Here is a 24979-nt window from a genome sequence, read left to right as displayed (position 1 = left end):
CTTTTTCTTTGTCGTATCTTTTAGGATTTATCTAAGGTTTACCCTTTAGAAAAATCGTAGTCAAGTCATTTACGGTGACTTGGTAGAGACTATCAGACCATATTCTGATATTATACGATAATTAATGTTTATTTTTAAAATATCTTTCGTATATTTACATAATATTATATCTTCATACCTTTGTCAACGTTCGTTAAATACTTTTTAAAATAAAGAATCACTTACAAAAATATTTTAATTTTTGTAAGTGATTCTTATTTAAACATTATACTCTTAAAGTAATATTTTAGACTTTTTTAGTTTGAAGTTTTTAATCTAAATCATATCCAACAGCTCTTATCTCTGATATACATGTATCATTATATTTATTTCCTTGATAAACATCATAAATAGTCATTCCTACATATGGTGTTTCTATACCTTTACCTAAATTTATTTCCTGCTCTCCCATTACATCATCTTGTAACTTAAAATCTTTAATTTCTCCATCTCCAAAATCTAATCTTAATATTCTAACCCTATTATTTGCATAATACAATCTTTTAGATTTAGCAGATCCATTTATTATATATAGTTTCTTTACAACTTTATTTTTATTAAAATCAATCCTTATAAATTGCTCTATTCCAGGCCCCTCTGCTCCCTCTGCCCATATAGTATTACTTCTTCCATCAATAAGATTACTTGGATCATAATTTGCTCCAGTCTGATCTTGTAATGTTGATGATACATAAATTTTTTCTACTTTTAAGTTTTCTTCTACTTTATTTACATTATGATCTTCATCATTATTTACTTCTTTATTATATTTTGCTTGTTTATTATTTTCTAAATTTTTATATGATTCATAATTATTATAGTCTTTCTTCTCCTTATATTTACTATCTAAGTTATATGTATTATCCTTAATTTCATTGCCATTAACTTTATTATTATCTTTGCTTACTTTAATTTCGTTATCTTCAGCTTCTTTTTTAGCTAATAGATTCATACTTTCTGATTCAGCTTTAGCTTGTTCCTTATCACTTTTTATTTTAAATGTTACACCTAAAACTATAGAAACAATAACTATTATTGATATTATTCCTGTAATTAATATTCTATTTCTTTTTTTTATTTTATTTATATTCTTATCTATCTTTGCCACCTCTTATTTAAAATTCTATTATCGATTGTCTATTTTTGTTCTCCATTAAGCCACTTGCCTTTATATTTAACTGAACCATCCTCATTATATAAAGTGCCTTTTCCTTCATATTTAGAGTTTTTAAATTTACCTTCGTACTCTATATTTCCATTTTCATAATATAAATTTCCATAACCTGAGTATTTATCATTTCTAAATTCACCAGTATACTTTACATTCCCATTTTGATAATATTCAGTTCCATTACCATTTAACTTGTTATTTTTAAATTCACCATATCCTGAAAATCTTGAAGGAAATAATGGCATATTAGAAATACATACCTCAGAATCTAATTTCTTATATAGTTCATCTTTAAAGTTTTCTATAACTTTACCATTCTTATCTATATAGTTATTAAATGATTCTTCATAGTTATCTGTATTTATTTTAGGTGAGTATAATTTTCCTCTTCCAGAACGTCTTCCGTTTTTAAATTCACCTTCATAGGATAAATATTCAATCCCCATATTACTTAGATATTCATTTTCTATAAGCTCTAAATTATCATAGTGTAATCCAAAACCATTATATGTACCATCTTTAAATTGTCCAACATATCTAATTGCATAAATATCGTCTTTATCTGTATTTTTAAGCAATACCCCTTCACCATTTGGTTTATTATCCCTTAATTCTCCATAATACATGTACTTTGATTTTTCTAATGTTAATTTTAATTTAGTACCTCTCAAAATATTCTTTTCTTCTTCTAAATAACACCTTTTATATTTTGATGTGTAATCCTCTTGTAATTTAATGAATTTGTCTTTTTCTTTAAATTCATATCTATTACTTTTTCCACATCCTCCTATAGCAAATATTACTGCCATAGTTACTGTAATTAATAATATTCTTTTTAATAATTTCATTCTTCCCCCTAGATTTATAAATATTTTGTCTATATTGTTACATTTAATATTTTATAATAAATTTTAATAATATTTGGTAAATATTCTATTAAAAATATTAAAACTTTATACAATACAAAAAACACCTAGTTATAGATAATCATAACTAGGTGTTTTTAAAATATTTATCCTACTATTTAAGTATTTACATTACTATTTTTAGGTAATGGCTTATCATCATATATATAACTTTGCATTTGATCTAATGTCGCCTTCTTATCAAATACTAAATACCAAACTTTATTTATCATTTTCCCCTCGCAATATCCATTTAGAGGGAATCTAGCTGATTCTAAATTTCCTTTTATTAATGGCATAGCATCGGTTGCAAGTTTTATCATATCCATAGAAGACATATTAGTTTCGATATATGGTAAGAATGTATTTATTAAACCTGGATAATCACCTTTTGGTGCATTATGCATTTTATTGAATACTGCTTCAAGTACAACCCTTTGCCTTTCAGTTCTTTGATAATCTCCACCTGCTGCATATCTTATTCTTGAATAAGCTAAAGCCTCCTTACCATTTAATGTTTGCATACCAGAATGTGTTACTCCTGCTATATGAGGTATCTCTTCTTTAGTTACATTTATCTCTACTCCACCTAACTTGTCTATTATTTCAGGAAGTGAAGTAAAATTAACTGCCATGAAATTCTTTATATTAAGATTAAAATTGACATTCAATGTCTTCATGGCAAGCTCTGGTCCACCAAATGCATATGCATGAGTTAATTTATCCTGGCCATGTCCTGGAATGTCTACATATGAATCTCTCATAATAGATGTAAGCTTAAGCTTATCATGTTTATGGTCTATAGTTAGTACCATTATAGCATCTGAACGTCCTCTTGTCCCTTTTGGCTCATCAATACCATATAACGCGATATTAGTTATTTCACTTTTTTCTTTGTCATTCTCTATATTCTTATCTATCGATAGATTATCTTGATTAACTTCTACTTTTTGGACCTTGCTAAGTTTTGAATTAACATACAGGAATCCACCACCAAATACTACAACTAGAATTGTTATTATAACTGCAACAGCTATTTTTAGCTTCTTTTTTCTGTTTCTTTTGTTCTCACTCATATTTACACCTACTCCTCTTCATCTTTAGTATCCATATCTATATTGCTATTTTTACGATTCATAGACATCGGTTCATATATTTCTATTTTATAACATCTTTATTATGTAAATTTCCTTACAAAATTTGTATCATATAGTTAAATTATAATTTTAGAGCGACAAAAATATAGCTCTAGTAAACTTAGTTATAATATCCTTCTTAAATATTTATCATATATTATATATCCAAATCCTGAACCTAATGTGTTAAGTATAATATCATTAGTTTCAAAAAATCTTCCAACTGAAGGTATATTAATTGATTCTAAATATTGAAGGCACTCTATACTTAAAGATATAAAAAAGCATATTAATAATATTTTCTTTAAACTATCAACTTTCTCCTTAAAAAAAATAAATTAGAAATATAGGTAAAGGCATCAGTAATATAAAGTTACCTCCTATATTGTATATAATTCCATATAAAGTGTTTGATTTAACTATATAAAGAATACTGTTAATGGGATTAAAGAATATTGTAGGACTTACATATACTGAATTAGTTTCTATTGTTATTAATATAGGAAAAATACTAATGATAACACTTTTATAATATATACTCCAAATATTAAGATTAATAACCATTTTATTTTATCATTTTTTCTCCTAATAACGAATATTTTGTATAAAAAGTATAAATACCAAATCAATGCAAAATAAAAAAACTTTCTTGAGATATATTCATATTAATTTATTTTATCATTATATAATTATTTGATTTACTAAGTTATATGAACATTGCTCTTTTCAACTCTTAAGAGAATACAATGAGTTTGAAAAAATATTTTTATCCTCGAGAAAGCAGAAAAAAGCAATGAACAAAATAAAAGTAAAATACTCTCGCTATCATCCTAATCAATTATATACGTTTGTTTTTGACAAGCAAGCTAATCATAATACCTTGAATATAGATCCAGCTTCTTTACAAGCTATTACGGCTTCATGTTATATAAAAAATATGAGATTTCCATTACAAGTTATAATTGCAGCTTTAATCTTGTATTATTTAAATAATACATCCACTAGAAATATATCCAAATTTCTTATGGATACCTTTAACATAGAGGTCTCTCATGAAACTATTGCTAATTGTAGTAATAAATTTACTTCATATTTCAAATTAAAGTTAGATAATTTTAAACGATAAATAATTCTTAAATCTGATGATTAATCCGCTGATGAAACATTAGTATTAATTTTTATTAATGGAGTAAAACATTATTCATAACTTGTTATAAACTCTAAAACGATATTTATAGTCTCCCTTCACTTAAGTAAATATAGAAATAGAAATCCAGCCTACAACTGAACAATATCTATATTATTTCCAAATACTAAACACATAGTTGTAAAACCAATGTCAAGTGATATAAATAATAATCTTATAGAATCTTTCAATAAAGCTTTCAAGTATTCCATGAATCTAATAAAGACTTTAATTCTCTTGAAAAAGCTAATAATTTAATATTTATTTTTATTTATCACTATGATTTTATTAGAAGTCATAGTTCATTAAATAACTTAACTCTTGTCAAAGTTGCTGGCTTCGCTAGCTATAATAATCCTAAGAATTATTGTCCTATAGCTACTTAATATATTAAAATATACTTAATAAACCTAATTAAAAACTATATTCTTACAGATTTATTAATCATACTCAAAAATAGTCAAACTTATATAATTTTAAAAGAGCGAGTAATTTTACAAATAGTTAAGCTATTTTTTCATAACAGCTTAACAGATTCTAATTATTAAAACACAATACTAATCTCTACCTTTATTTAATTTTATAATAATCAACATACCAATCTGAAAATTTTTGCAATCCATCATATATGCTAGTAGATGGCTTAAATCCAACTGCCTCATACAATAAATCTGTAGATGCATATGTTGCTGGAACATCACCAGGCTTTAATGGCTCAAATATTTTTTCAAATATTATTTCTTTTCCTAATGAATTGCTTAAAGCTTTTTCTAAAGCTTGTATGAACGTCATAAGCTTTTCCGGATTATTATTTCCAATATTGTATACTTTATGTGGTACTATTTCATTAGGTGGATTATTTAAAATTCGTTCAACTCCTTCTATAATATCATCTATATAAGTAAAATCTCTATATAAATCATTTTCAAAGTCTCCATCATTAAATATTCTGATTTCTTTTCCCTCAAAGTATTTATTTGTAAATCCAAAGTAAGCCATATCAGGTCTACCTATAGGCCCATATACTGTAAAAAATCTAAGTCCTGTTGCTGGAAATTTATATAGATGACTATATGTATGTGCCATTAATTCATTAGACTTTTTAGTAGCTGCATATAATGATACTGGATGATCTACAAAATCTGATTCTTCAAATGGTACTTTCTTATTAGATCCATACACTGAACTTGAAGATGCGTACAATAAATGTTCAATTTTATTATATCTACAAGCTTCAAGAATATTGAAAAATCCTATTATATTACTTGAAATATATGCATCTGGATTTTCTATAGAATATCTTACGCCTGCCTGTGCTGCTAAATTTATTACAATATCAGGTTTGAACTCTCCAAATATCTCCATAATCTTTTTTTTATTTGAAATATCTTCTTTAAAAAAATTGAATTTTTTATATGATTTTAATTTCTCTAATCTACAGTATTTAAGACTAACATCATAATAATCATTTAGATTATCAATTCCTATTACTCTACATCCTTTTTCCAATAAAGACTTCGACAAATAGAAACCAATAAATCCTGCCGCACCAGTAACTAAATATATTTTCTCTTTATCTAAATTTTTATAATTCATTTTTGTTCTCCTTTATATTCCTATCTTCCAATTGAATAATATTCTAAACCAAGCTCCTTCATCTCTTTCGTATCATATATATTTCTACCATCATATATCAAAGGTGTTCTCATTAACTTCTTATATTCTTCTGGACTTATTGATTTAATATCTTGCCATTCAGTAAATATAAAGCATACATTAGCCCCATCCAAAGCATCTTCTATTCTATCAACATATTCAATTGTACCTTTTCCATTTTTACCTTCTGGATATTTCATTGAAAAATTTTCTCTTCCTACTAAATCATAAGCACAAATATTAGCACCTGCTTCTAATAGCAAAGGAATATTATCAAGTGATGGTGCTTCTCTTAAGTCATCTGTCCCAGGTTTAAATGTAAGACCTAATACGGCTACTTTTAATCCATTAAATGTAATAAGTCGTCTACAAGCTTTCTTATATAAGATAGTTTTTTGATCGTTATTCACATCAATTGCTGATTTTATAGTTCTAAGCTCATATCCATTTTGTCTTGCTAAATATTCAAGGGCTTTTGTATCTTTTGGAAAACATGACCCCCCATATCCTACTCCTGCATTTAAAAAATTCTGTCCGATTCTTTCATCAAAACTCATACCTCTAGCTACATCCTCAATATTAGCACCTACTAGCTCACAAAGATTAGCTATATCATTCATATATGATATCTTAAGTGCCAGAAAATCATTTGATGCATATTTTATCATTTCTGATGATCTCCTATTAACTGATACAATTGGAATATTAAATGGCTTATATATGTTCATTAAAATTTCTTCTGCCCATTTACTTTCAGTGCCTACTATAATCCTAGCTGCATGAAGTGTATCATGTACAGCTGTACCTTGAGCTAAAAACTCTGGGTTAGAAGCTACTTCTACTCTAATATCACTTCGATCACTAGGCAAAAAATCTTTTATAAACTGTTCAACCTTATCATTTGTTCCAACCGGTACTGTAGATTTAACGACTACAAGACAATCCTTTTTTACAGTTTCGGCAATCTGTCTTGCAACAGTTGCTATATATGAAAGATTTGCAGATCCATCAGGTTGCTCTGGAGTTCCAACCCCTATAAAAATTGCATCTACATCCTCATAAGCAGATTTATAATCTGTAGTATAGTCTAGTCTACCTTCTGAATAATTTTTTTTCATTAATTCCTCTAAATCTGCTTCATATATAGGAGATTTTCCTGATTTCATTAAATTAACTTTATCTTCATCAACATCTACACATATAACCTGATGTCCAACTTCTGCAAAGCATACTCCAGCTACTAATCCAACATATCCTGTTCCAGCTACCGCTATTTTATACATAATTATCTTACTCCTTTTTATAATCCAAAATATTTTTCTATGCTTTTACACATTATTTAATATTTTTCATTGATAACCTCTTTATTGTTAAAAATTTTTCTGTTTTTTAATTCAATAATTTTTTCTCTAGCAAATGAATCACTTATTATTGTCATTAGGATGTAAAATATTACACAAAATCCTATAGAAATAAACTGCCAAATATAATTGTTAGATAGGCCCTTTAAAAATACTCCTAATCCTCCCATAAGAATTGACGTGATTGCATATGGCAAAATATTTCTTATACTTTTCAATATAGGAATTTTTATTATAATTACCATTAATATCCATTGAATAATTATTAATTGTATTCTAATCCATGCTCTAGAATAAACTAAATATCTAAAACCATAATTAACACTTATTGCACATACAGGTATAAGTACAATTAAATGTAATACTTGAGCTATTAAAGATATTTTAGGCTTACCTTTTGCTCTAAAAGCTTCACTACAATAATCACCTAATACCATTTTTATAGCACTTGTAAGTGCCCATATTCCTATTATCTCGCTTGCCATTTTCCACTGTGATCCAAGTAAAATATTAGTAACTAAATCACTATAAACGAAAATCCCAACTCCCATAGGAAATAGTACAATTGCCATTAACTTCTGTACCAAGAAAAACATCTCTTGAAACTTCTTTTCATCATTTTGTAAACGTGATAAAGCCGAGAATATTATAGTAGTTGTCGCGACTGCTACAATTGACATTATACTATTGACAGTGTTTATTGAAGTTTTATAGACCCCTAAATAATATGAATCTAGCACACTACCTATTACAAATATATCTACCCATGTAGTTAACCATATAGATACAGCTTCTATAAGCGACCAAAAGCTAAACGAAAACATTTCCTTTAAAAGATTTACGTTATATTTTAATTTTGGCTTCCATTTAAACTTCAAAGTTAAAATTATTGCGGTAAAAATTCCGCTTATTAATGATCCTACAATTAATGACCAATAACTAAATCCTAATAACGCAAGTGGAATTGTGACTATAAAAGGTATTGAAATAGAAACAATTCTAATAAAGAATAATCCTTTATAATTAAACTCTCTCTTACAAGCTGCAATTTGTATACTAGAAAAGGCTGTTATTGGTATCTGTATACAAGCAACTGATATTACTCCATGTAAATTTGGAGTTCCAAGCAATTTAGCAATCTGACTTGAAAAAATAACTATAACTATCCATATAAAAATTGAAATTACAATGTTTGTCCAAAAAGCAACATTTATACTATCATTTTTCTCATTTTCACTTTTAAATTCATGCTGTATAATATATTTTTGGAAACCAGCATCAGCAAGCATATCTGCAAAACTAGTTATCATAGTTATTGTTGCTATAACACCAAATTCATCCGGTGTTAGTAATCTTGCTAAAATCATATTCGTAATAGGCATTATTATTTTTGCCATAACCTCAGTAACGGCTGACCATTTTGTAGCTTTAATAATATTTTTATGCAAATTACTCTCACAGCTCAATTATTGTCCTCCTTTTTATTACTAAACAGTTATATTCAAACTAAATCATCAATATATGTTCAGTAATATCAATTAAATTTTATTTGCTTATTATTTAATAACCTTCTCAAAACATTAATTATAATTAATAATATAAAAACTCCATATGCCCATTGGCGTAAAAATAATTCAGTTGATCCTCTTGCAATAGGTATTAATGTTATTGTACTCGCTAAAACAACAAACATTTTTTTAGGATTATTTAAATCAACTCTATCACATTTAATTAACTTTGATATAAAAATCCCTAACATAAGCATATAAACTACAGAAAAAACAACTCCACCATTCAAATAAGCTTCTGCTGTAATAGAAAATCCAACTCCATATTTATTTAAGGCCAAATACTGCTGGGATATCCAATTATCTAAATAAAAATCTGGATATCCAAAAAGCACCTTAATTCTTGGCAAAAACATACTTAAAATAGCTGCTATATATGTATTTCCATAAGGCCATACCTTATCTAAATTATCTTGTATTATTATCCCTAATACCCTTGCACTTTGTCCCATTTCAAAGAATGGTTTTATAAAAACATATGATGAATTTTGTAATACATCTCTAAAATCACTTTTTGTTATATTCTCAAATCCTATTTCTCTAAATTTTACTAATACAGATGTTAATATCAATAAAGCTGAGCCAATTACAATACATTTAATTATAAATGAAAATGATATTTTACTTATATAAGTCGTATAACACCAAAATAATATTACAAGGAAATAAATCCAACTGCCTCTATCTCCGGCTAATAGGTTGATTACCATATATATTCCAAAAATCATACTTACCTCAAAGAAGCTCTTTTTTGATATTTTATTTCCTATTAAATAACAAAGTAAACCAGGTAAGAAAAAATAATTTGTATATTTCATTAAAATATTGGTTTCTATATATCCTCCATAATAAATGGATGTGTATCCATATTTTGTGGCAACAGATAAATTTTGAAAACCTTGGAATAATACTATAGGAGTACATATCAAAATTAGAATAATTCCTATCACTTTCATTGGATAGCAATATCCAAATTTATCATCTATAAATATATTTTTTTTAACTTTTTTAGACGATTTACTATTAAAAGCACTTATTAAAGCACCTAAATGAAATGATAATATTCCTGTTATTGATACAAGCTCAACTTTTAATAAAGTTGCATCATCCATATATCTTATAAAATCTGTTGTTCCCAACTCTCCCTTATAATGTATTCCTATAGCCCACATAATAAATTGTCCATAATTAAATAGAAATATAAACGTACAAAATATAATATATGGAGTAAATACCCTACCAGTAACCTTTTTCCAAGTGATTAATATATATATATATGAACTAATGCCAATCCAACCAAATAAATATACTAAATTTTCTACCTGTTCGCTTCTAAAGCCATTTATTCTATCATACAATAATAAAGTACTAAAATATATCATAACAACAATACCTAATGTAATCATTATATATATTATCTTTCTAATATTGGCTTCTCGCATATCATCTGAATATAATCCTAACTTATTCATCTATATTTCCTACCTTGATTATAAATGATATCCAAGAATTAGCTATATTATCTGAATTTAAAATATTTCTAATTTTTGAAGCTTCTTTTGAAAATGATCTTTTCAAAATATCATCTTGTGCAAGTTTCAAAATTTTATTGGCTAAATCATCCCTATTATCGACTTCAACTAAGTAACCATTTTTACCATTATCAATATATGTTTTCGCTCCACCAATAGGACAATCTGTAGCAATTACAGGTATTCCCAATCCTAATGCCTCTAACATTGAATTTGATATTCCTTCGTAATTTGATGGTATAACAAATATATCTGCTTTTTTTATTTTATTATATATATTACTTGAATACCCCATTAAAATTACTTTATCTTGTAAATTTAATGTGTTGATATAATTGCTTAATTCTCCTTTAAGTGGTCCATCACCATATATTTCAACTTTATATTCTGATAAATTGTTTTCTATTGCTTTAAATGAATCTATTAACAAATATATATTTTTTTGTGGTGCTAACCTACTTACACAAACTATTCTTTTCTCTCTTTCGCCTTCATATGGCAATGGTAAATTATCATTTATAGGATTACCTATAATAATAGACTTCCTTTGAATTCTATTATTATAATATCTTTGTGCATCTTCGGTCTGAAATACATATCCATCTGCTAAATTATAAATTATATTTCTTATTTTTTGTAATAACTTAGAACTCGGATCATTATTAGGATCATTTCTTTCTGAAATAATTAATTTAGTTTTTATAAATATTGTAGCAATGGCTGTTATAATACTACAATCATACGTAAATGCTATTACAATATCTGGACTAATGCTTTTTAAAATCTTCCTAAAATTTTTAAATTTTTCAGAATTTCTTTTTAATCTATTTTTTTGATTGCTTTTTATAAAAATGACATCTACATTATCATTAATTTCATAAGTATGTAAGTCTTTTAATAAGCACACAATAGTAACTAAAAAACCCTTATCAGCCATTCTATTCGCCAATACAGATGCCACTCTTTCTGCTCCACCACCACTTAATGATGGCACAACAAATACTATTTTTTTCATAAATTATATTCCTTTCAAGTGATATACTACATTTATTTTACAAAATTTAAAATATATATTTAAATCCAAAATTTTTACACAATCTATAAAATGTATCATAACTCATGCGATTCACTTCATCTTTAGAGTATCTTTTCTCCATATCTTTCTTTATTCTTGAAAAGTATTCAATTGAAACCATATTGTTTTTTAATAATCTTAAAAATAATATTATTTTCAATATATTTCTAATTCCAAATGGATACACTAATTTTTTAATTATATATTGATTTAAAATAAAATTATAATCTCTTTCTTTACCAGCTGTTCTATTTATAGAGCTTGGTATATGATGTACTATTTGGTTAGGAATATATTTTACGTTATACCCACTATTCCATGCGCTAAAGCTAGCATAAAGCTCTTCTGAGCCAAAAAATAAATTTTCTGGATACAATCTTTCTAAAAAAACTTTTCTTCTTAATGTATGAGCAGCGCCTACAAAACTTAAACATCTACATTCATTTTCTTTATTTTTTTTCTTTTCTAATTTTCCAATTAAATCTTCTCCTGATTTAGGTTCATGTATATTATAAGCTAAAACTGCTACATCTTTATTATCATCCATATATCTACAAGTATTGATTAATAAATTTTTACTTTTTATTACTGCATCGTCATCCAGACAAAATACATACTCTCCACTGCATAATGAAAATGCCTTATTTCTTCCGCCAGCTACACCTAAATTTTTTTCTGAAAAATAATATGTAAACTTAACATTATTTTCAATTAGTAAATTCTTCACTTCTTTTTCAGTACCATCACTAGAATTATTGTCAACTATTATAATTTCCATATCATAAATTCTATTGCTTATACATGATTTTATAGCCCTAATTAATTCTTTTTTTCTATTATAAGTAATAAACATAATTGATAATTTCATATAATCACCTACACTCTTTAATTATTTTTTTAAATTTAGATATCATTAATATAGGCAATATACTATTAACTTTAATAAATGGTATAAATAATTTCACTCTCGTTTCTAAACTATCTATGTCTAAATTAGAATCCCAATCTCTTCTATATATCCTAACCGCCTCTCTACATTTCTTTGAAGCATCTCTAAAATTATATATACTTGAGATACGGTATAATGATATAATTAATGATGTGAAAGCAAGACTATTTAAGGTTTCTTCATACCTATTCATTAATCCAATATTTATTAAATGCTCTCTCATGTTCTTACTTACAGGACCCCAAGGATTTTCTCCACCTTTTTTTGATAGACTATTTTCATAGTTTACATAGTGATACTGTACACCATCAAGAAATATTACTTTATTAGACTTATTAAGAACATCAAAACTAAATATAGCCTCTTCTCCGACCATATCACTAGAGTATCTAATCTTATTGTCTTTTATAATACAACTTTTTACTACTTTCCTTACTCCTCCCCATGGTAACTTTCCTGTCATTTGATATCTTATAATCTTTTCTTTCTTTATGCCTTTATATTTAGATAATAATTCACGCTTTATAATATCTCCATCTGGTTTTTCTTGAAGCAAGTCAATAAATATTATATCTGGATTATCATTTTCTTTTACAGCTTTATATATTTGTTCAAAATAATTTTTCTCAATATAATCATAAGAATCTATGAATATTATATAATCGCCTGATATTTGTTCTATTCCATAATTCCTGCTTTTACCAGCACCTTGATTTTTATTAGAATAAATCTTAATTCTTTTATCATTTTCACTAATTTGCTTTAATATACTATAGGATTTATCTGTTGATCCATCATCAATAACAATACACTCCCAATTTTCATATGTTTGCTTAATTATACTATTTATACATTTTTCTATATATCTTTCTGAATTATACATCGGAATAACTATAGATATTTTCAATTATTTCTTCCTCATTTCCTTAAATATTTTGAATATATTAAGCTCTGAATTTTTATTGGACATAAAAACATCCCTATTTGGCTTATACATACTATACACAAATCTCCTAAACTAGAATATCCCTTTTTCCAAAATCTATATATTACATTTATATAACTCTTAGTATTTTCCCAACTTTTTCTTCTTTTTTTTAATGATTTATTTGCCCTGAATAATAATAAGCTCTCTTGCAGATTATATGCTTTACATCCATTAAAAAGCATACGCCCAAACAAATCAACATCTTGATTTCTTCTTAAATCTCTATAACCACCAACTCTTAAAACTTCACTTTTTTTGTACATAACAACAGGATGATTAAATGCACTTCTTCTTTTTGAAAAATTATATATATCTTTATTAAATTCTGGAACTACCCTAGTGGAAATTATGTTATCTGAATTCTCATAAAACTCATCTATCGCAGCTCCAACAATTGCTAAGTCATTATGATTATTAAATACTATTAACTGCTTTTCACACCTGTTTTTCATAGCTATATCATCAGTATCCATTCTTGCAATTAATTCATTTTTGCAATTAATTAAACCTAAATTTAATGCTCTACCAAGGCCTACATTATTACTACTCTTTATTACTTTTAATATATCATGATCATTTAAATATTTATCTATTGTCTTATATAAAACATTATTTAATGGTCCATCTTCAACTAAAATAATTTCATCAGGTGGTACTGTCTGATTTATAATACTATCTAAGCTTTCAATTAAATATTCTGGCTTTTCCTTCTCATAGATAGACATAAGAACACTATATTTATCCAATTAAACATTCCTCCGTTATTTTTATCATTGTAATTATTAACCTATTATCGTATTAATTATATATTTAATATCCATAGAAAAAGAATAGTTTTCTATATATTCTTTATTTAAGTTAACTTTATCCGGAAATATTATTTCTTTATTATAAATTTCTGAGTTATCTACTTTTGATAAAATTTCTTCTTCATTCTTATATTTTATACTTGCTGGACCTGTTATTCCTGGTCTTATTGATAAAAATATATTTTTTTTATTTTCATCTTTTATATTATTTATAGTTTCTTCAACATCTGGTCTAGGACCAACGAAACTCATATCTCCTACAAGAACATTAAACAATTGTGGTAATTCATCTATTTTAGTTTTTCTAAAAACCCTTCCTAGCTTGGTTATTCTAGGATCCTTATCAGTAGTTACATTAGTATCAAATTTAACTTTAGAGTTCATTGTTCTTATCTTTACTATTCTAAATTTTTTGCCATTTTTCCCTACTCTTTTTTGAGTAAAGAATCCTGATTCTCCATATAATACTCTAACTAATATAACACTAGCTAATATTATAGGAGATGTTATTATAAGTCCAATAAATGAAACTAAAATATCAAAACTTCGTTTCATAAATTTATTAAAACCATTATGTTTTCCTAACTTAATAATTTCTTTATGTTGTATATTCATTCTTTACCTCTATTATTTAATTAAATACTTCTTTTATTTTACTAATTATTCTTTTCATATCTCCTTCAGTATTTTTTGTATCTGAAGGCAGGCATACTCCATTATCAAATATATCTTCTGATATACCCTTACCTTCGTTATTATGACTGAAGAATTTATATTCTTTATATACAGGCTGCATATGCATTGGTTTCCATATTGGTCTTGATTCAATATTCTCCTCTTCAAGAGCAAGAATTACATCGAGTGGTTTAACCTTTGAATCCTCTTTTATCCTCATACAACTTAACCAATAATTTGGTTCACCATAATCACATATTGGCATCATTTCAATATCCTCAATATCTTTAAAAGCATTTTTATAAGCTTCAAATATTTCTTTTTTCTTAGCTATTCTTTCATCTAGTACTCTAAGTTGCCCTCTTCCAACTCCAGCAACAACATTACTCATTCTATAGTTATATCCAATCTCTGTATGCTCGTAATGTCTAGCATTATCTCTTGCCTGAGTAATCCAAAACCTAACCTTATTTATTTTTTCTTCATTATTTGATACAAGCATTCCTCCACCTGAAGTTGTTATTATCTTATTTCCGTTGAATGAAAATATTCCATAATCCCCAATAGTACCAGTTTGTACTCCTTTATAAGTAGCTCCTAGTGACTCTGCTGCATCTTCAATAATTGGGCAATTATATTTATTACAAATTTCTTTCATTTTATCCATATCAGCTGATTGTCCATATAAGTGAACTACTATAACAGCCTTCGGTAATTTACTTTCTTTCTCACATGCCTCAAAAGCTTTTTTTAATGCTATAGGAGACATATTCCATGAGTTTGGCTCTGCATCTATAAATACAGGTTCTGCCTTTTCATATACTATAGGGTTACAACTTGCTGCAAATGTAAGTGATGAACAGAATACTCTATCTCCTTGTTTTATTCCAAGTGCCTTAAGTGCCATATGAATTGCTGATGTCCCAGAAACTAATGCTGCCGCTGACTTTATACCAACATATTCTGCGATTTCCTTTTCAAAATTATTAACATTTGGTCCTAGTGGGGCTATCCAATTAGTATCAAAAGCCTCTTGAACAAATACCTTTTCCATACCTCCCATATGAGGTGATGCAAGAAATATTCTTCTCTTTTCCATTATATTTTCCCCCTTGTATATTTAAGCAATTTAATTATTGCATTTAATCATTATTGTATTGTTGCTGAAATTTCTCTTTCAGCATTAACTTCTTCTGGATCTTTATAAGTAGTAACTACTTCTTTCATTTTTTTCTTTAAATTTTCATGGTCTTGTCTAACTGCAACAAAAAGTAATTCTTCGATACTCTTCTTAACTTCATCTATATTAAACTCTGAAGGTACTCCAATAAATATCTTTTCATGTCCTGTTTCTGTAAGCCCCTCCTCGTCCATAAGAAGCTCTTCATAAAGTTTTTCTCCTGGTCTAAGTCCTGTTACCTTTATTTCAATATCCTTATTTGGCTCATATCCAGAAAGCTTTATAAGCTTTTTAGCTAAATCATATATCTTAACTGGACTTCCCATATCAAGTACAAATATTTCTCCTCCCTTTGCATAAGCTCCAGCCTGAATTACTAACTGAGCAGCTTCTGGTATAAGCATAAAATATCTTGTAATCTCTTTATGAGTAAGCGTAACTGGACCTCCATTTTTAATCTGCTTATTAAATAGAGGTATAACTGATCCATTACTTCCAAGTACATTGCCAAATCTAACTGCTACAAACTCCGTTTTACTTTTTTTATTCATTGCTTGTACTATCATTTCACATAATCTCTTTGTAGCACCCATTATATTAGTTGGGTTTACAGCCTTATCTGTAGATATAAGTACAAACTTTTCTATATTAAACATATCTGCACATTCTGCAACATTTAATGTACCTACTACATTATTCTTAATTGCCTCTTCTGAGTTCTCTTCCATTAATGGTACGTGTTTATGAGCTGCTGCATGGAATATTATTTCTGGTTTAAATTCATTAAACACTTTTTTTAATCTTGCTTTGTCTCTAACAGAAGCTATTATAGTATGTTGATTTAATTCTGGAAATGAATATTTAAGCTCATTTTGAAGCTCATATACATTATTCTCATATATATCTAATATAAGTAATATCTTAGGATTAAAGTTAGCTATCTGCCTACAAAGTTCAGATCCTATTGATCCTCCCCCTCCAGTTACAAGAACTACCTTATCTTTTATATATTTTTCTACTCCAGCTTTATCAAGCTCTATTTCATCTCTTCCGAGTAAATCTTTAAGATCTACATCTCTCATCTTAGTAAGGGATATTTTTCCTCCCATTATTTCATAAACACCTGGGATTATCTTTATCTTTGCATTTGTATTTTGACATATCTCTATTATGTCTTTCTTATCCTTTGAAGAAATTTTTGAGATAGCAATAAGTATAGTATCTATATTATCCTCATCAACTATACTAGGTATATCTTCTCTTCCTCCAAGAATCTTTACACCACAAAGAAATGTTCCTTTTTTCATTTTATTATCATCTATAATTCCAACTGGTCTCATTTTTATATCATTATTCTTATACATTTCCTCTATAACCATATGTCCACAAGATCCTGCTCCAATTATAAGAACATTTTCTTTATCACTTTTTATGTGTAGATCTCCATAAATTTTTATTCTTCTATATATTCTATAAGAAAGCCTAATTCCCACAACCATCATAAATATAAGTAATGAACTCAATATGATAATGCTATTAGGCAATCTTATTCCTATTGTATTATTATAAAGTAAGCTTATCCCACCACCTATAAGACATCCAGCAAGCCCTTTTATAAATTCATCAATACTTGCATTACTCCAAAGACTTTTATACATCTTACATATTGAAAGAGGTATTATATAGAATATTAATGTCACTGGCATAACCTTTATATAATTTTCGATGTACATACTAGGTATATTAAAATCAAATCTAACAATAAAGCTAAATAAGTATGCTATATTAATGACTAATATATCTAAAATTATTAATATAGGACATCTCCATCTTTTTATTCTATTCATATTATTACTTCCCCTACTTTTATTTATTATCTAAAAAAGAACCCCTTTTTCTTCTTTATCAGCTTTCCTTCAAATTGAACTTCTTCATTATTTAGAAACTTATTAGAATTATCTAAGAATATATTCTCTAACTCCTTATTCTTCTTAAATATCTCTTGATATTCTTCTTTAATGCCAGTATTTCTACTGCTATTATTATGAGCATCACTTCCAATAAAAGAATAAACATTATTTTTTATAAGAGTTTCTGCTGTCTTCTTAACATCATTCCCAAAAAATCCTCTTATACTTCCTGCATTAAGTTGAAATAAACATCCTTCTTCTATAAAAGGATTTAGAACCTCAGCATTTTTTATAACGTCTGAATATCTTTCTGGATGAGCTATTATCGGAGTAATTCCTCGAAGCTTTAATTCATACATATAATCTGCTGCTTCACTTGGAATACTCCTCATAGGAAATTCTACAAGCATATATCGTCCATTATTTATAGCTCCTATAAGGCCTTCTTCTAAATCTTCAATTATTCTATCTGAGTAATAAACTTCTTGTCCATAATGTATATTTATATCTATGCCTTCCGCCTTTACTAACTCATTAAAATACTTAGCTATGTTCTTAACTTCGCTATAAGGTGTCTCAAAACAGCCTCTCCTAAAATGTGGAGTGGCTACTATATCTTTTGTTCCTTCTTCATATGATCTTCTTATCATATCTAATGATATTTCCAACTTTTTTGGTCCATCATCTATTCCAGGTAATATATGAGAATGAATATCTACCATAAATACCTCCTAATTAATTACCATAGTAGTAGTAGTATTTACCTTTACTACTTTCTCCACCATTTAGTACAGTTCCTAAGATATTAGCATTAACTTTATCTAATGCTGCTTTAGCTGATATCACTGATTCCTTCTTTGTTCTTTCTGCTCTAACAACAAGTATTACTCCATCAACCTTAGTTGAAAGTATTTGAGCATCAGTTACTGCATGTACCGGAGGAGTATCTAAAATTATTACATCATATTTTTTTCCTAATTCATCAAGTAAATTTTCTAATGCCTTTGAACCTAAAAGTTCTGATGGATTTGGTGGCACCTTACCAGCTGGTAATATATCTAAATAATCATTTCTCTTTATCAGTGCCTTATCTAATTTACTATTATCTAATATTACATCTGAAAGTCCTATATTATTAGAAACTCTAAACTTCTTATGGATACTAGGCTTTCTTAAATCGCAATCTATTAGTAAAACTCTCTTTTCATCCTGTGAAAATGTAAGTGCAAGATTACCTGTTGTAGTTGACTTACCTTCTCCCGGCTCTGAACTTGTAACTAACATTCTCTTTATCTTTTTATCAATAGATGAGTATTGTATATTAGTTCTTAATACTCTATAGCTTTCTGCTGGTATTGATTTTGGTTTCTTTTCAACTATAAACATCTTATCACCTTACTTTCTATATTTTGATCTTCTAGCGCTTGGCTCTTCAGAATCTAATTCTGGTATAACACCTATAACTGGAATGTCTAATGCTTTTTCAAGCTCATCTTTTGACTTATATGTATTATCCATAAATTCTAGAATAAGTGACAATCCTATACTCACCATAAGTCCAAGTACAAAGGCTATTAGTATGTTAAGTTTCTTATTAGGACTAATTGGCTCTTCTGGTATCTTAGCCTTTTCTATAACTTGAATATTTCCATTTGGAATAAGTTTCTTTGATTCCTTTATAAACTCCTCAGTAATATTTTTGACTATATCTACAGCTTCAGTCTTATCTGTTCCTGTATAAGATATTTCTAATATTTGAGTATCAGCTCTAGGAGTAACCTTTAAGTTTTTTTCTACATCTTTAGTTTGTTCATCTATTTTACCCTTCTTAAGCGCTTTCTCCATTAAGTCATCAGTTTTTATAATTTCTGCATATGTAGTAAGAAGCTTTTGGTACATCATTACATCATTACTGTTATACTTCTCTGTTTTACTTTCTTGTTTTCCTATGAATAATTTAGTCGTGACCTCATACTTAGGTTTAATCACTAAGAAACTAACTAGCGCAGCTATTATTGTAAATGCTAAAGTGATTGCAATAATCATCTTATATCTCTTCTTTAGCGCATCTAATATTTCACTAATATTTATATTTTCTTCCTTCATTTACGTTCCTCCATCTTATATTTTCATTTATTATGATAATTCCACACATTTAACATTAAATGTGTTTTTTTTACAAATACTAAACAATTATAACATAAAATTTGCTTTTTTTCTCGGCGTACTTATGTTTAAACTTGATGCACTTTATCATTTTTTTATGTTTTGTTCATCTTTTATTCATTTTTATAGTTGTAATATAATTCCTTATATATGTTACTATACTTTTTTTTCACAGTTAACTACTTTCGTTTTACAATTTTTGTACTAAATCACTTTCTTTTTTATTTTTATTAATTATAATTAAACTTTTTATTAATTATAATTAAACAATCAATTAACTTATTTAATAACTTATAATTTGTAATTTTGATAACGTTTTTATTTGTAAACTCATATCCCTATCTTTTAAATCTACCATGAATAATCATCCTAGCATCATCATTCTCATAACTACATGTACTTAAAGTCACTATCCTCTCATTACTTATAATATCTGTATCTCTGCTAAAAATAGATTTTTCTTTAATTTCTTGTAGATACTTTAAATACTCATCATCATTTCTAAAATCAAATTTAAATTCTACGTTATTCACATTATTTACATATGCTGAAAATATTTCGTATTCATATTTTTTTCCATCTATAGTTAAAATAATTTTATTATTATTCTTCCAAAACTCCTCATCTTTAAATTTCATAAGATTTTGAAACATACTTTTATTTTTCATATTGTGTCCATAGATTACTATATTTTTGTCTTTATCTATATCATTTTTATAATCTATAAAAATGGCCCCTGAACTACTTTCTTTCCTATTAAAATCGTGATTTAAATAGAAGTCGTTATCTTTTCCTTGAACTACTGGATAGTTTATATTTGTGTTAGGTACTTCTATCCACATCTTATAATCTTCATTTATTTTCATTAGCTCTTTACTAAAATCATTACTATTACTTTTCACATCTTGAATTTTTTCATATGTGTTTTTACTTTTATTATAATCATTTATCTTTGTTACAACTTTATATAAAGAAAAGATTATTGCTATTAGAAGCAATGTATTTATAGCTTTTTTCATAGAAACATCCTCCTCAACCTGATAACTTTATAAAAAATAAGCCCTGAAGATTCAGAGCTTATTTAAAAAGAGTTATTTACTCTTACAATTAACTTTAGTTCTAACTTATTTTTTAAGTTCTAACACATTTTCCTTTTCAGCTTTATCATAGAAATATTTATCATTTACATACTTATTTACAACTTTGATTGTAATATTATTATTTGTATTATTTATTGTAAATTTATTATCTTTTATCATATCTTTATTTAACTTAGTGCTGCCTACATATATACCTTCAAGCTCATAATTCATTGGAACTATTTCTCTTATATCATATTCTCCAATATTTAAGAAATCTTTAGATTTTAAGGTTTCTGATGATACCTTTGCATCACTATGCTTTAATGTGAAGTTCAAAATTTTTGTTTCTCCATCTTTCAGCTTAACACTATACTCACCTATATTTTCTTTTCCAGTTAGTGAAATATTAAAGTTATCATCTTTAGGCGCTGTTAAACCTGTATTATTCTTAACTTCTTTTATAACTGTAATTTTACCTTTCTTGTAAGGCACATTTACTGTTGGTTTCTCAAAGGTTATTGTATTTTCATTTCCCTCTGGATTAGTGTAATTCATAGTAGCTTCTACATTTGTTGGTATTTCTTTATCACCAATTCCATAATACTCATCTTTAAGCCTAATCTTAAATCTAATTATTCTACCTTCAGTACCAATATTTCCAAGATCCCAAGAAAGTTTATTTCCAATCACTGTCGGATTTATATCTAATAGCACTTCTTTTCCATCCTCTAATGCCTTATAAACTTTAGCATCAGCTCCATTATTTACGATTTCAAACTCTTTTGTAACTTCGTCTGTTATAATTGCACCATTTGCCATTGCTGTTTCTGTTTTTATATTATCTGCTATTTTAGCATATATTCCATCTAAATTTATTTCTTTTCCTTCTATAAAATGTGGTCCTGCTTCTTGATTTTGCACTCGTCTCAAGAAACTTCTTGCTTCTTCTTTTTCATACGAGCTTACATTTCTTATAAGCCCTATTGAGTATGCATTAATTCCATTATATTTTTCAACAACACTATTATAAGCAGATACAGCACTTTCAACAGCATCTCTACCACTTGAAGTTTTATTTGGTAATCCATCAGTAAAGAATAACACATATTTATTTGCACCTTGTCTTGCCTTAGCTAACTGGTCATACGCTTTTAACCATGCTGCTTGAGCGTTTGTTCCACTCCATAATAATTCTGCATCACTTATCTTCCTATTTATGTTTTCTGCATTATTCGAAAAATCATGAAGAACACTTGCACTACCTGAAAATCCAATTACTGATATTCTTGAATCTTTTACCCCTTTTTCTTCATCAAGTATACTGCTTGTAAACCTCCTCATAGCATTTTTAAGGTCTCTCATATCATTTTCCATACTACCTGATCTATCCATTATCATTACTATATCTACAGGAACAGTTTTAGTTCTTGGAGTTCCTGAAACCTTTAGTTCTATTTCATATTCTCCCTCAACTCCTGTTGGTGTTGCTGTTTTACTATTTTTTATACCATTAGTTTCTTGCTCTCTATTAATTTTATCTTGCTTACTATTATTAGCTTGACTATATGGCTCTGCCATTGCATTTATTAAAAAGCAATTACATAATATAAAAGCTAGAGCTATAGCCATCTTCTTAAATTTAAATTTTCTTTTCTGTTTTCTCATATAGCTACCTCCCTATCCTTTATTACATAATTCATTTAACATAGTCTTTATTTCATCATTTAAATTCTTCCAAGCCGAATTATATCCATCAACAGTCGCCTGAACTGCTTCAGTCTTTACATCAATAATTACTTTTTTACCTTTATATCTTTCCTTTAATGCATCTGGGATATCACCAAGTTGTACTGAATTTAATATTGCCTCAGTAAATCCATTTTTAGGTACTATTGCTTTGTAATAGAAGTATCCATCATTTCCATCACTCCAAAAGCTTTCTTTGTTGTCTGAAAATTTCAGGTTAATGTAATTTGTATCTCCTGCCCATGGATTTCCTTTCTCATCTACCCATCTTTTCTGTATGCTAATTCTTATTAATGCAGGTCCAGTACTATTATTTTGTACTTTAACTATTTTATCAGAAGAGCTCCCACCCCAATCAGTAGGAGGTGTAAAATCTTCCTCAATCTCCACATCTATATTAGCTACACCCAAGTTATTTGTTTTGCTATCAAAGTCTCTAAACCAACCAACTATTTCCTTGCCTTGAGCATATACCTTTGTAATTAATCCTCCCGGGAATAGCATTGTGATTCCAATTACTGAACATATAATCAATTTACTTTTCTTCATTATGCCTTTCTCCCCTTTCTATTAATTACCTTAAATACAATAAAGCATGAAGCAATAGCTATCAAATATCCTAGAATTCCATTATCTCCTGTTTGTGGTGGTTTACTTGTTGAATTATTATTTGATTGATTATTATCTGGAGGAATTCCTCCTGTAGGTTTGGTTCTTACAGCTGTAAATATCCACTTAACCTCTCCAGATTTATTTTTATATTCATTGCCTGTACTCTGTCCATCAAGGTCTACTTCTACTACTAATTCCTTACTTTCCCCTGGATTTATTTTTCCAAGTGAAACGTTCTCCTTTATACTATGTTCACCAGTAGCATCACCTTCATGTAAAGTACCATAATTATGATCTATCTTCATCTTTAACTTTTCTAATAAATCGTATTCTTCTTTTTCACTTATTCTTTCAGCTCTCATGAATATTTCATAAGAATCTGTAAATTTATTGCTCAATACCAATCTTCTTTTTATTTTATCTCCTGGAACCATACCCTTAAATTGTAAAAAAGGTTCATTGCCAGGAATATATACTATACCATTAGCATTCCCCTCTAATTCAACATTAGGGGGTGCAATCTCTGCTGCATCCCCTATAGTTCCAGTTATTAAAAGAAGTGATAAAGATAATATTAATATCTTAAAAATATTCTTCATCATCTCACTCCTTTATTTTTAATATTAGTTGCCTAAATTCTTTATAACGTCTGGTGCAGTTGTCCAAGCACTACTTACTGCTCCATTTGAAGCTTGTATACCTTCAGCTTTAACTATTACATCATATCCTACATTTTTATAATCATTGTCAGCTTTAGTGCTTAACGTAACACTATCTAAAAGATATTCTGTAGCTGTACCAGCTGCAACAACTCCATTATAATAGAAGTATCCATCTTTCCCATCAATCCATTTATTAGTTTCAGGTGTTTCAGTTAAATTTTGATATTTTAATTCTATGAAATCAAGATTTAAGTTTTTACCATCTGTGTTTGTTGTCCATTCCTTTTCAAACTTAACTCTAATAATCTGATCGTAACTAGCTGTATTTTTAACTTTAGCATCTTTATTTACATCAGTTCCTGGTAATACCTTACTTGCTAACTCCTTATCAAATACTTCCTCTATTTTTATTCCATTAGTTTCATCTATTCCATTGCCTTGTGTTGCAAAGCTATTAGGAACTTCAGCATTATCTGTAAACCACGCAAGTGATCCCCCAACTACACCAACCATTAATCCTACTGCTAAACATAACCCTATAATTTTTTTCTTTCCCATAAAACCCTCCATA

Annotated in this window: 23 protein-coding genes, 1 pseudogene and 1 riboswitch; of the genes and pseudogenes, 1 reads left to right on the top strand and 23 read right to left on the bottom strand. The window is 27.6% G+C overall.

Annotation, left to right across the window (positions count from 1 at the left end; translation table 11 throughout):
- Window positions 1-37: 37 nt before the first annotated feature.
- Window positions 38-138: riboswitch (purine riboswitch) on the bottom strand.
- Between the two features lie 172 nt (window positions 139-310).
- From K5V21_RS00600 to K5V21_RS19725, 4 genes are all read right to left on the bottom strand, one after another.
- Window positions 311-1147: a discoidin domain-containing protein gene (locus tag K5V21_RS00600; protein WP_221858295.1), complete on the bottom strand. Its 837-nt coding sequence runs from the start codon at window positions 1145-1147 to the stop codon at window positions 311-313.
- 29 nt (window positions 1148-1176) lie between these two features.
- Entirely contained in the window at window positions 1177-2058 is an 882-nt protein-coding gene (locus K5V21_RS00595) for an MORN repeat-containing protein (protein ID WP_221858293.1), read from the bottom strand.
- 176 nt (window positions 2059-2234) lie between these two features.
- Window positions 2235-3191 carry an LCP family protein gene (locus K5V21_RS00590; protein WP_221858291.1) on the bottom strand — a complete coding sequence of 319 codons (957 nt, stop codon included), beginning with the start codon at window positions 3189-3191 and terminating at the stop codon, window positions 2235-2237.
- A gap of 185 nt (window positions 3192-3376) precedes the next feature.
- Window positions 3377-3586, bottom strand: a complete 210-nt coding sequence (locus tag K5V21_RS19725; RefSeq protein ID WP_221858650.1) for a VanZ family protein — start codon at window positions 3584-3586, stop codon at window positions 3377-3379.
- 458 nt (window positions 3587-4044) lie between these two features.
- Between K5V21_RS19725 and K5V21_RS00580 the strand changes: the two are divergent.
- Window positions 4045-4823: pseudogene (locus K5V21_RS00580) on the top strand (integrase core domain-containing protein).
- A gap of 184 nt (window positions 4824-5007) precedes the next feature.
- On the opposite strand, the gene K5V21_RS00575 reads toward K5V21_RS00580, so the two are convergent.
- From K5V21_RS00575 to K5V21_RS00485, 19 genes are all read right to left on the bottom strand, one after another.
- On the bottom strand, window positions 5008-6033 hold the full coding sequence (locus tag K5V21_RS00575) for a GDP-mannose 4,6-dehydratase (protein ID WP_221858290.1): 1026 nt from the start codon (window positions 6031-6033) through the stop codon (window positions 5008-5010).
- Between the two features lie 20 nt (window positions 6034-6053).
- Complete coding sequence (locus K5V21_RS00570; RefSeq protein WP_221858289.1) at window positions 6054-7376, bottom strand: UDP-glucose dehydrogenase family protein; 1323 nt, start codon at window positions 7374-7376, stop codon at window positions 6054-6056.
- A gap of 56 nt (window positions 7377-7432) precedes the next feature.
- Window positions 7433-8920, bottom strand: a complete 1488-nt coding sequence (locus K5V21_RS00565; RefSeq protein ID WP_245000592.1) for a lipopolysaccharide biosynthesis protein — start codon at window positions 8918-8920, stop codon at window positions 7433-7435.
- A gap of 68 nt (window positions 8921-8988) precedes the next feature.
- On the bottom strand, window positions 8989-10494 hold the full coding sequence (gene wzy / locus K5V21_RS00560; protein WP_221858288.1) for an O-antigen polysaccharide polymerase Wzy: 1506 nt from the start codon (window positions 10492-10494) through the stop codon (window positions 8989-8991).
- Window positions 10487-11569 carry a glycosyltransferase gene (locus tag K5V21_RS00555; protein WP_221858287.1) on the bottom strand — a complete coding sequence of 361 codons (1083 nt, stop codon included), beginning with the start codon at window positions 11567-11569 and terminating at the stop codon, window positions 10487-10489. Before K5V21_RS00555 ends, wzy begins: the two co-directional genes overlap by 8 nt.
- A gap of 46 nt (window positions 11570-11615) precedes the next feature.
- Complete coding sequence (locus K5V21_RS00550; protein ID WP_221858286.1) at window positions 11616-12497, bottom strand: glycosyltransferase family 2 protein; 882 nt, start codon at window positions 12495-12497, stop codon at window positions 11616-11618.
- Window positions 12498-12501: 4 nt separating this feature from the next.
- A complete protein-coding gene (locus tag K5V21_RS00545; RefSeq protein ID WP_221858285.1) occupies window positions 12502-13485 on the bottom strand; it encodes a glycosyltransferase family 2 protein in 984 nt (327 codons plus the stop codon).
- An 11-nt stretch (window positions 13486-13496) separates the two neighbouring features.
- Entirely contained in the window at window positions 13497-14312 is an 816-nt protein-coding gene (locus K5V21_RS00540; protein WP_221858282.1) for a glycosyltransferase, read from the bottom strand.
- 36 nt (window positions 14313-14348) lie between these two features.
- The gene (locus K5V21_RS00535) at window positions 14349-14990 is read right to left on the bottom strand and encodes a sugar transferase (protein WP_221858280.1); all 642 of its coding nucleotides are present in this window, start codon (window positions 14988-14990) and stop codon (window positions 14349-14351) included.
- 16 nt (window positions 14991-15006) lie between these two features.
- Window positions 15007-16149 carry a DegT/DnrJ/EryC1/StrS family aminotransferase gene (locus K5V21_RS00530; protein WP_221858278.1) on the bottom strand — a complete coding sequence of 381 codons (1143 nt, stop codon included), beginning with the start codon at window positions 16147-16149 and terminating at the stop codon, window positions 15007-15009.
- Between the two features lie 50 nt (window positions 16150-16199).
- Window positions 16200-18077 carry a polysaccharide biosynthesis protein gene (locus K5V21_RS00525; RefSeq protein WP_221858277.1) on the bottom strand — a complete coding sequence of 626 codons (1878 nt, stop codon included), beginning with the start codon at window positions 18075-18077 and terminating at the stop codon, window positions 16200-16202.
- A gap of 26 nt (window positions 18078-18103) precedes the next feature.
- Window positions 18104-18862, bottom strand: a complete 759-nt coding sequence (locus K5V21_RS00520; RefSeq protein WP_221858276.1) for a tyrosine-protein phosphatase — start codon at window positions 18860-18862, stop codon at window positions 18104-18106.
- Window positions 18863-18875: 13 nt separating this feature from the next.
- Entirely contained in the window at window positions 18876-19526 is a 651-nt protein-coding gene (locus K5V21_RS00515) for a CpsD/CapB family tyrosine-protein kinase (RefSeq protein ID WP_221858275.1), read from the bottom strand.
- A 9-nt stretch (window positions 19527-19535) separates the two neighbouring features.
- Window positions 19536-20246 carry a YveK family protein gene (locus K5V21_RS00510; RefSeq protein ID WP_221858274.1) on the bottom strand — a complete coding sequence of 237 codons (711 nt, stop codon included), beginning with the start codon at window positions 20244-20246 and terminating at the stop codon, window positions 19536-19538.
- A gap of 398 nt (window positions 20247-20644) precedes the next feature.
- Complete coding sequence (gene srtB / locus K5V21_RS00505; protein WP_221858273.1) at window positions 20645-21325, bottom strand: class B sortase; 681 nt, start codon at window positions 21323-21325, stop codon at window positions 20645-20647.
- A gap of 105 nt (window positions 21326-21430) precedes the next feature.
- A complete protein-coding gene (locus tag K5V21_RS00500; protein WP_221858272.1) occupies window positions 21431-23053 on the bottom strand; it encodes a vWA domain-containing protein in 1623 nt (540 codons plus the stop codon).
- Window positions 23054-23065: 12 nt separating this feature from the next.
- Window positions 23066-23683, bottom strand: coding sequence for a hypothetical protein (locus K5V21_RS00495; RefSeq protein ID WP_221858271.1), 618 nt, complete (start codon window positions 23681-23683; stop codon window positions 23066-23068).
- The gene (locus K5V21_RS00490; protein ID WP_221858270.1) at window positions 23683-24348 is read right to left on the bottom strand and encodes an LPXTG cell wall anchor domain-containing protein; all 666 of its coding nucleotides are present in this window, start codon (window positions 24346-24348) and stop codon (window positions 23683-23685) included. The genes K5V21_RS00495 and K5V21_RS00490 overlap by 1 nt, the downstream gene beginning before the upstream one ends.
- A 21-nt stretch (window positions 24349-24369) precedes the next feature.
- Window positions 24370-24966: a BsaA family SipW-dependent biofilm matrix protein gene (locus K5V21_RS00485; protein WP_221858269.1), complete on the bottom strand. Its 597-nt coding sequence runs from the start codon at window positions 24964-24966 to the stop codon at window positions 24370-24372.
- Window positions 24967-24979: the final 13 nt, after the last annotated feature.

Origin of the sequence: Clostridium sardiniense (genome assembly GCF_019753795.1) — a bacterium.
In the GTDB taxonomy this organism is placed as follows: Bacteria; Bacillota; Clostridia; order Clostridiales; family Clostridiaceae; genus Clostridium; species Clostridium sardiniense.
The sequence above is the reverse complement of the archived record's forward strand: the minus strand, read 5'-3'. Positions and strand labels throughout refer to the sequence as shown.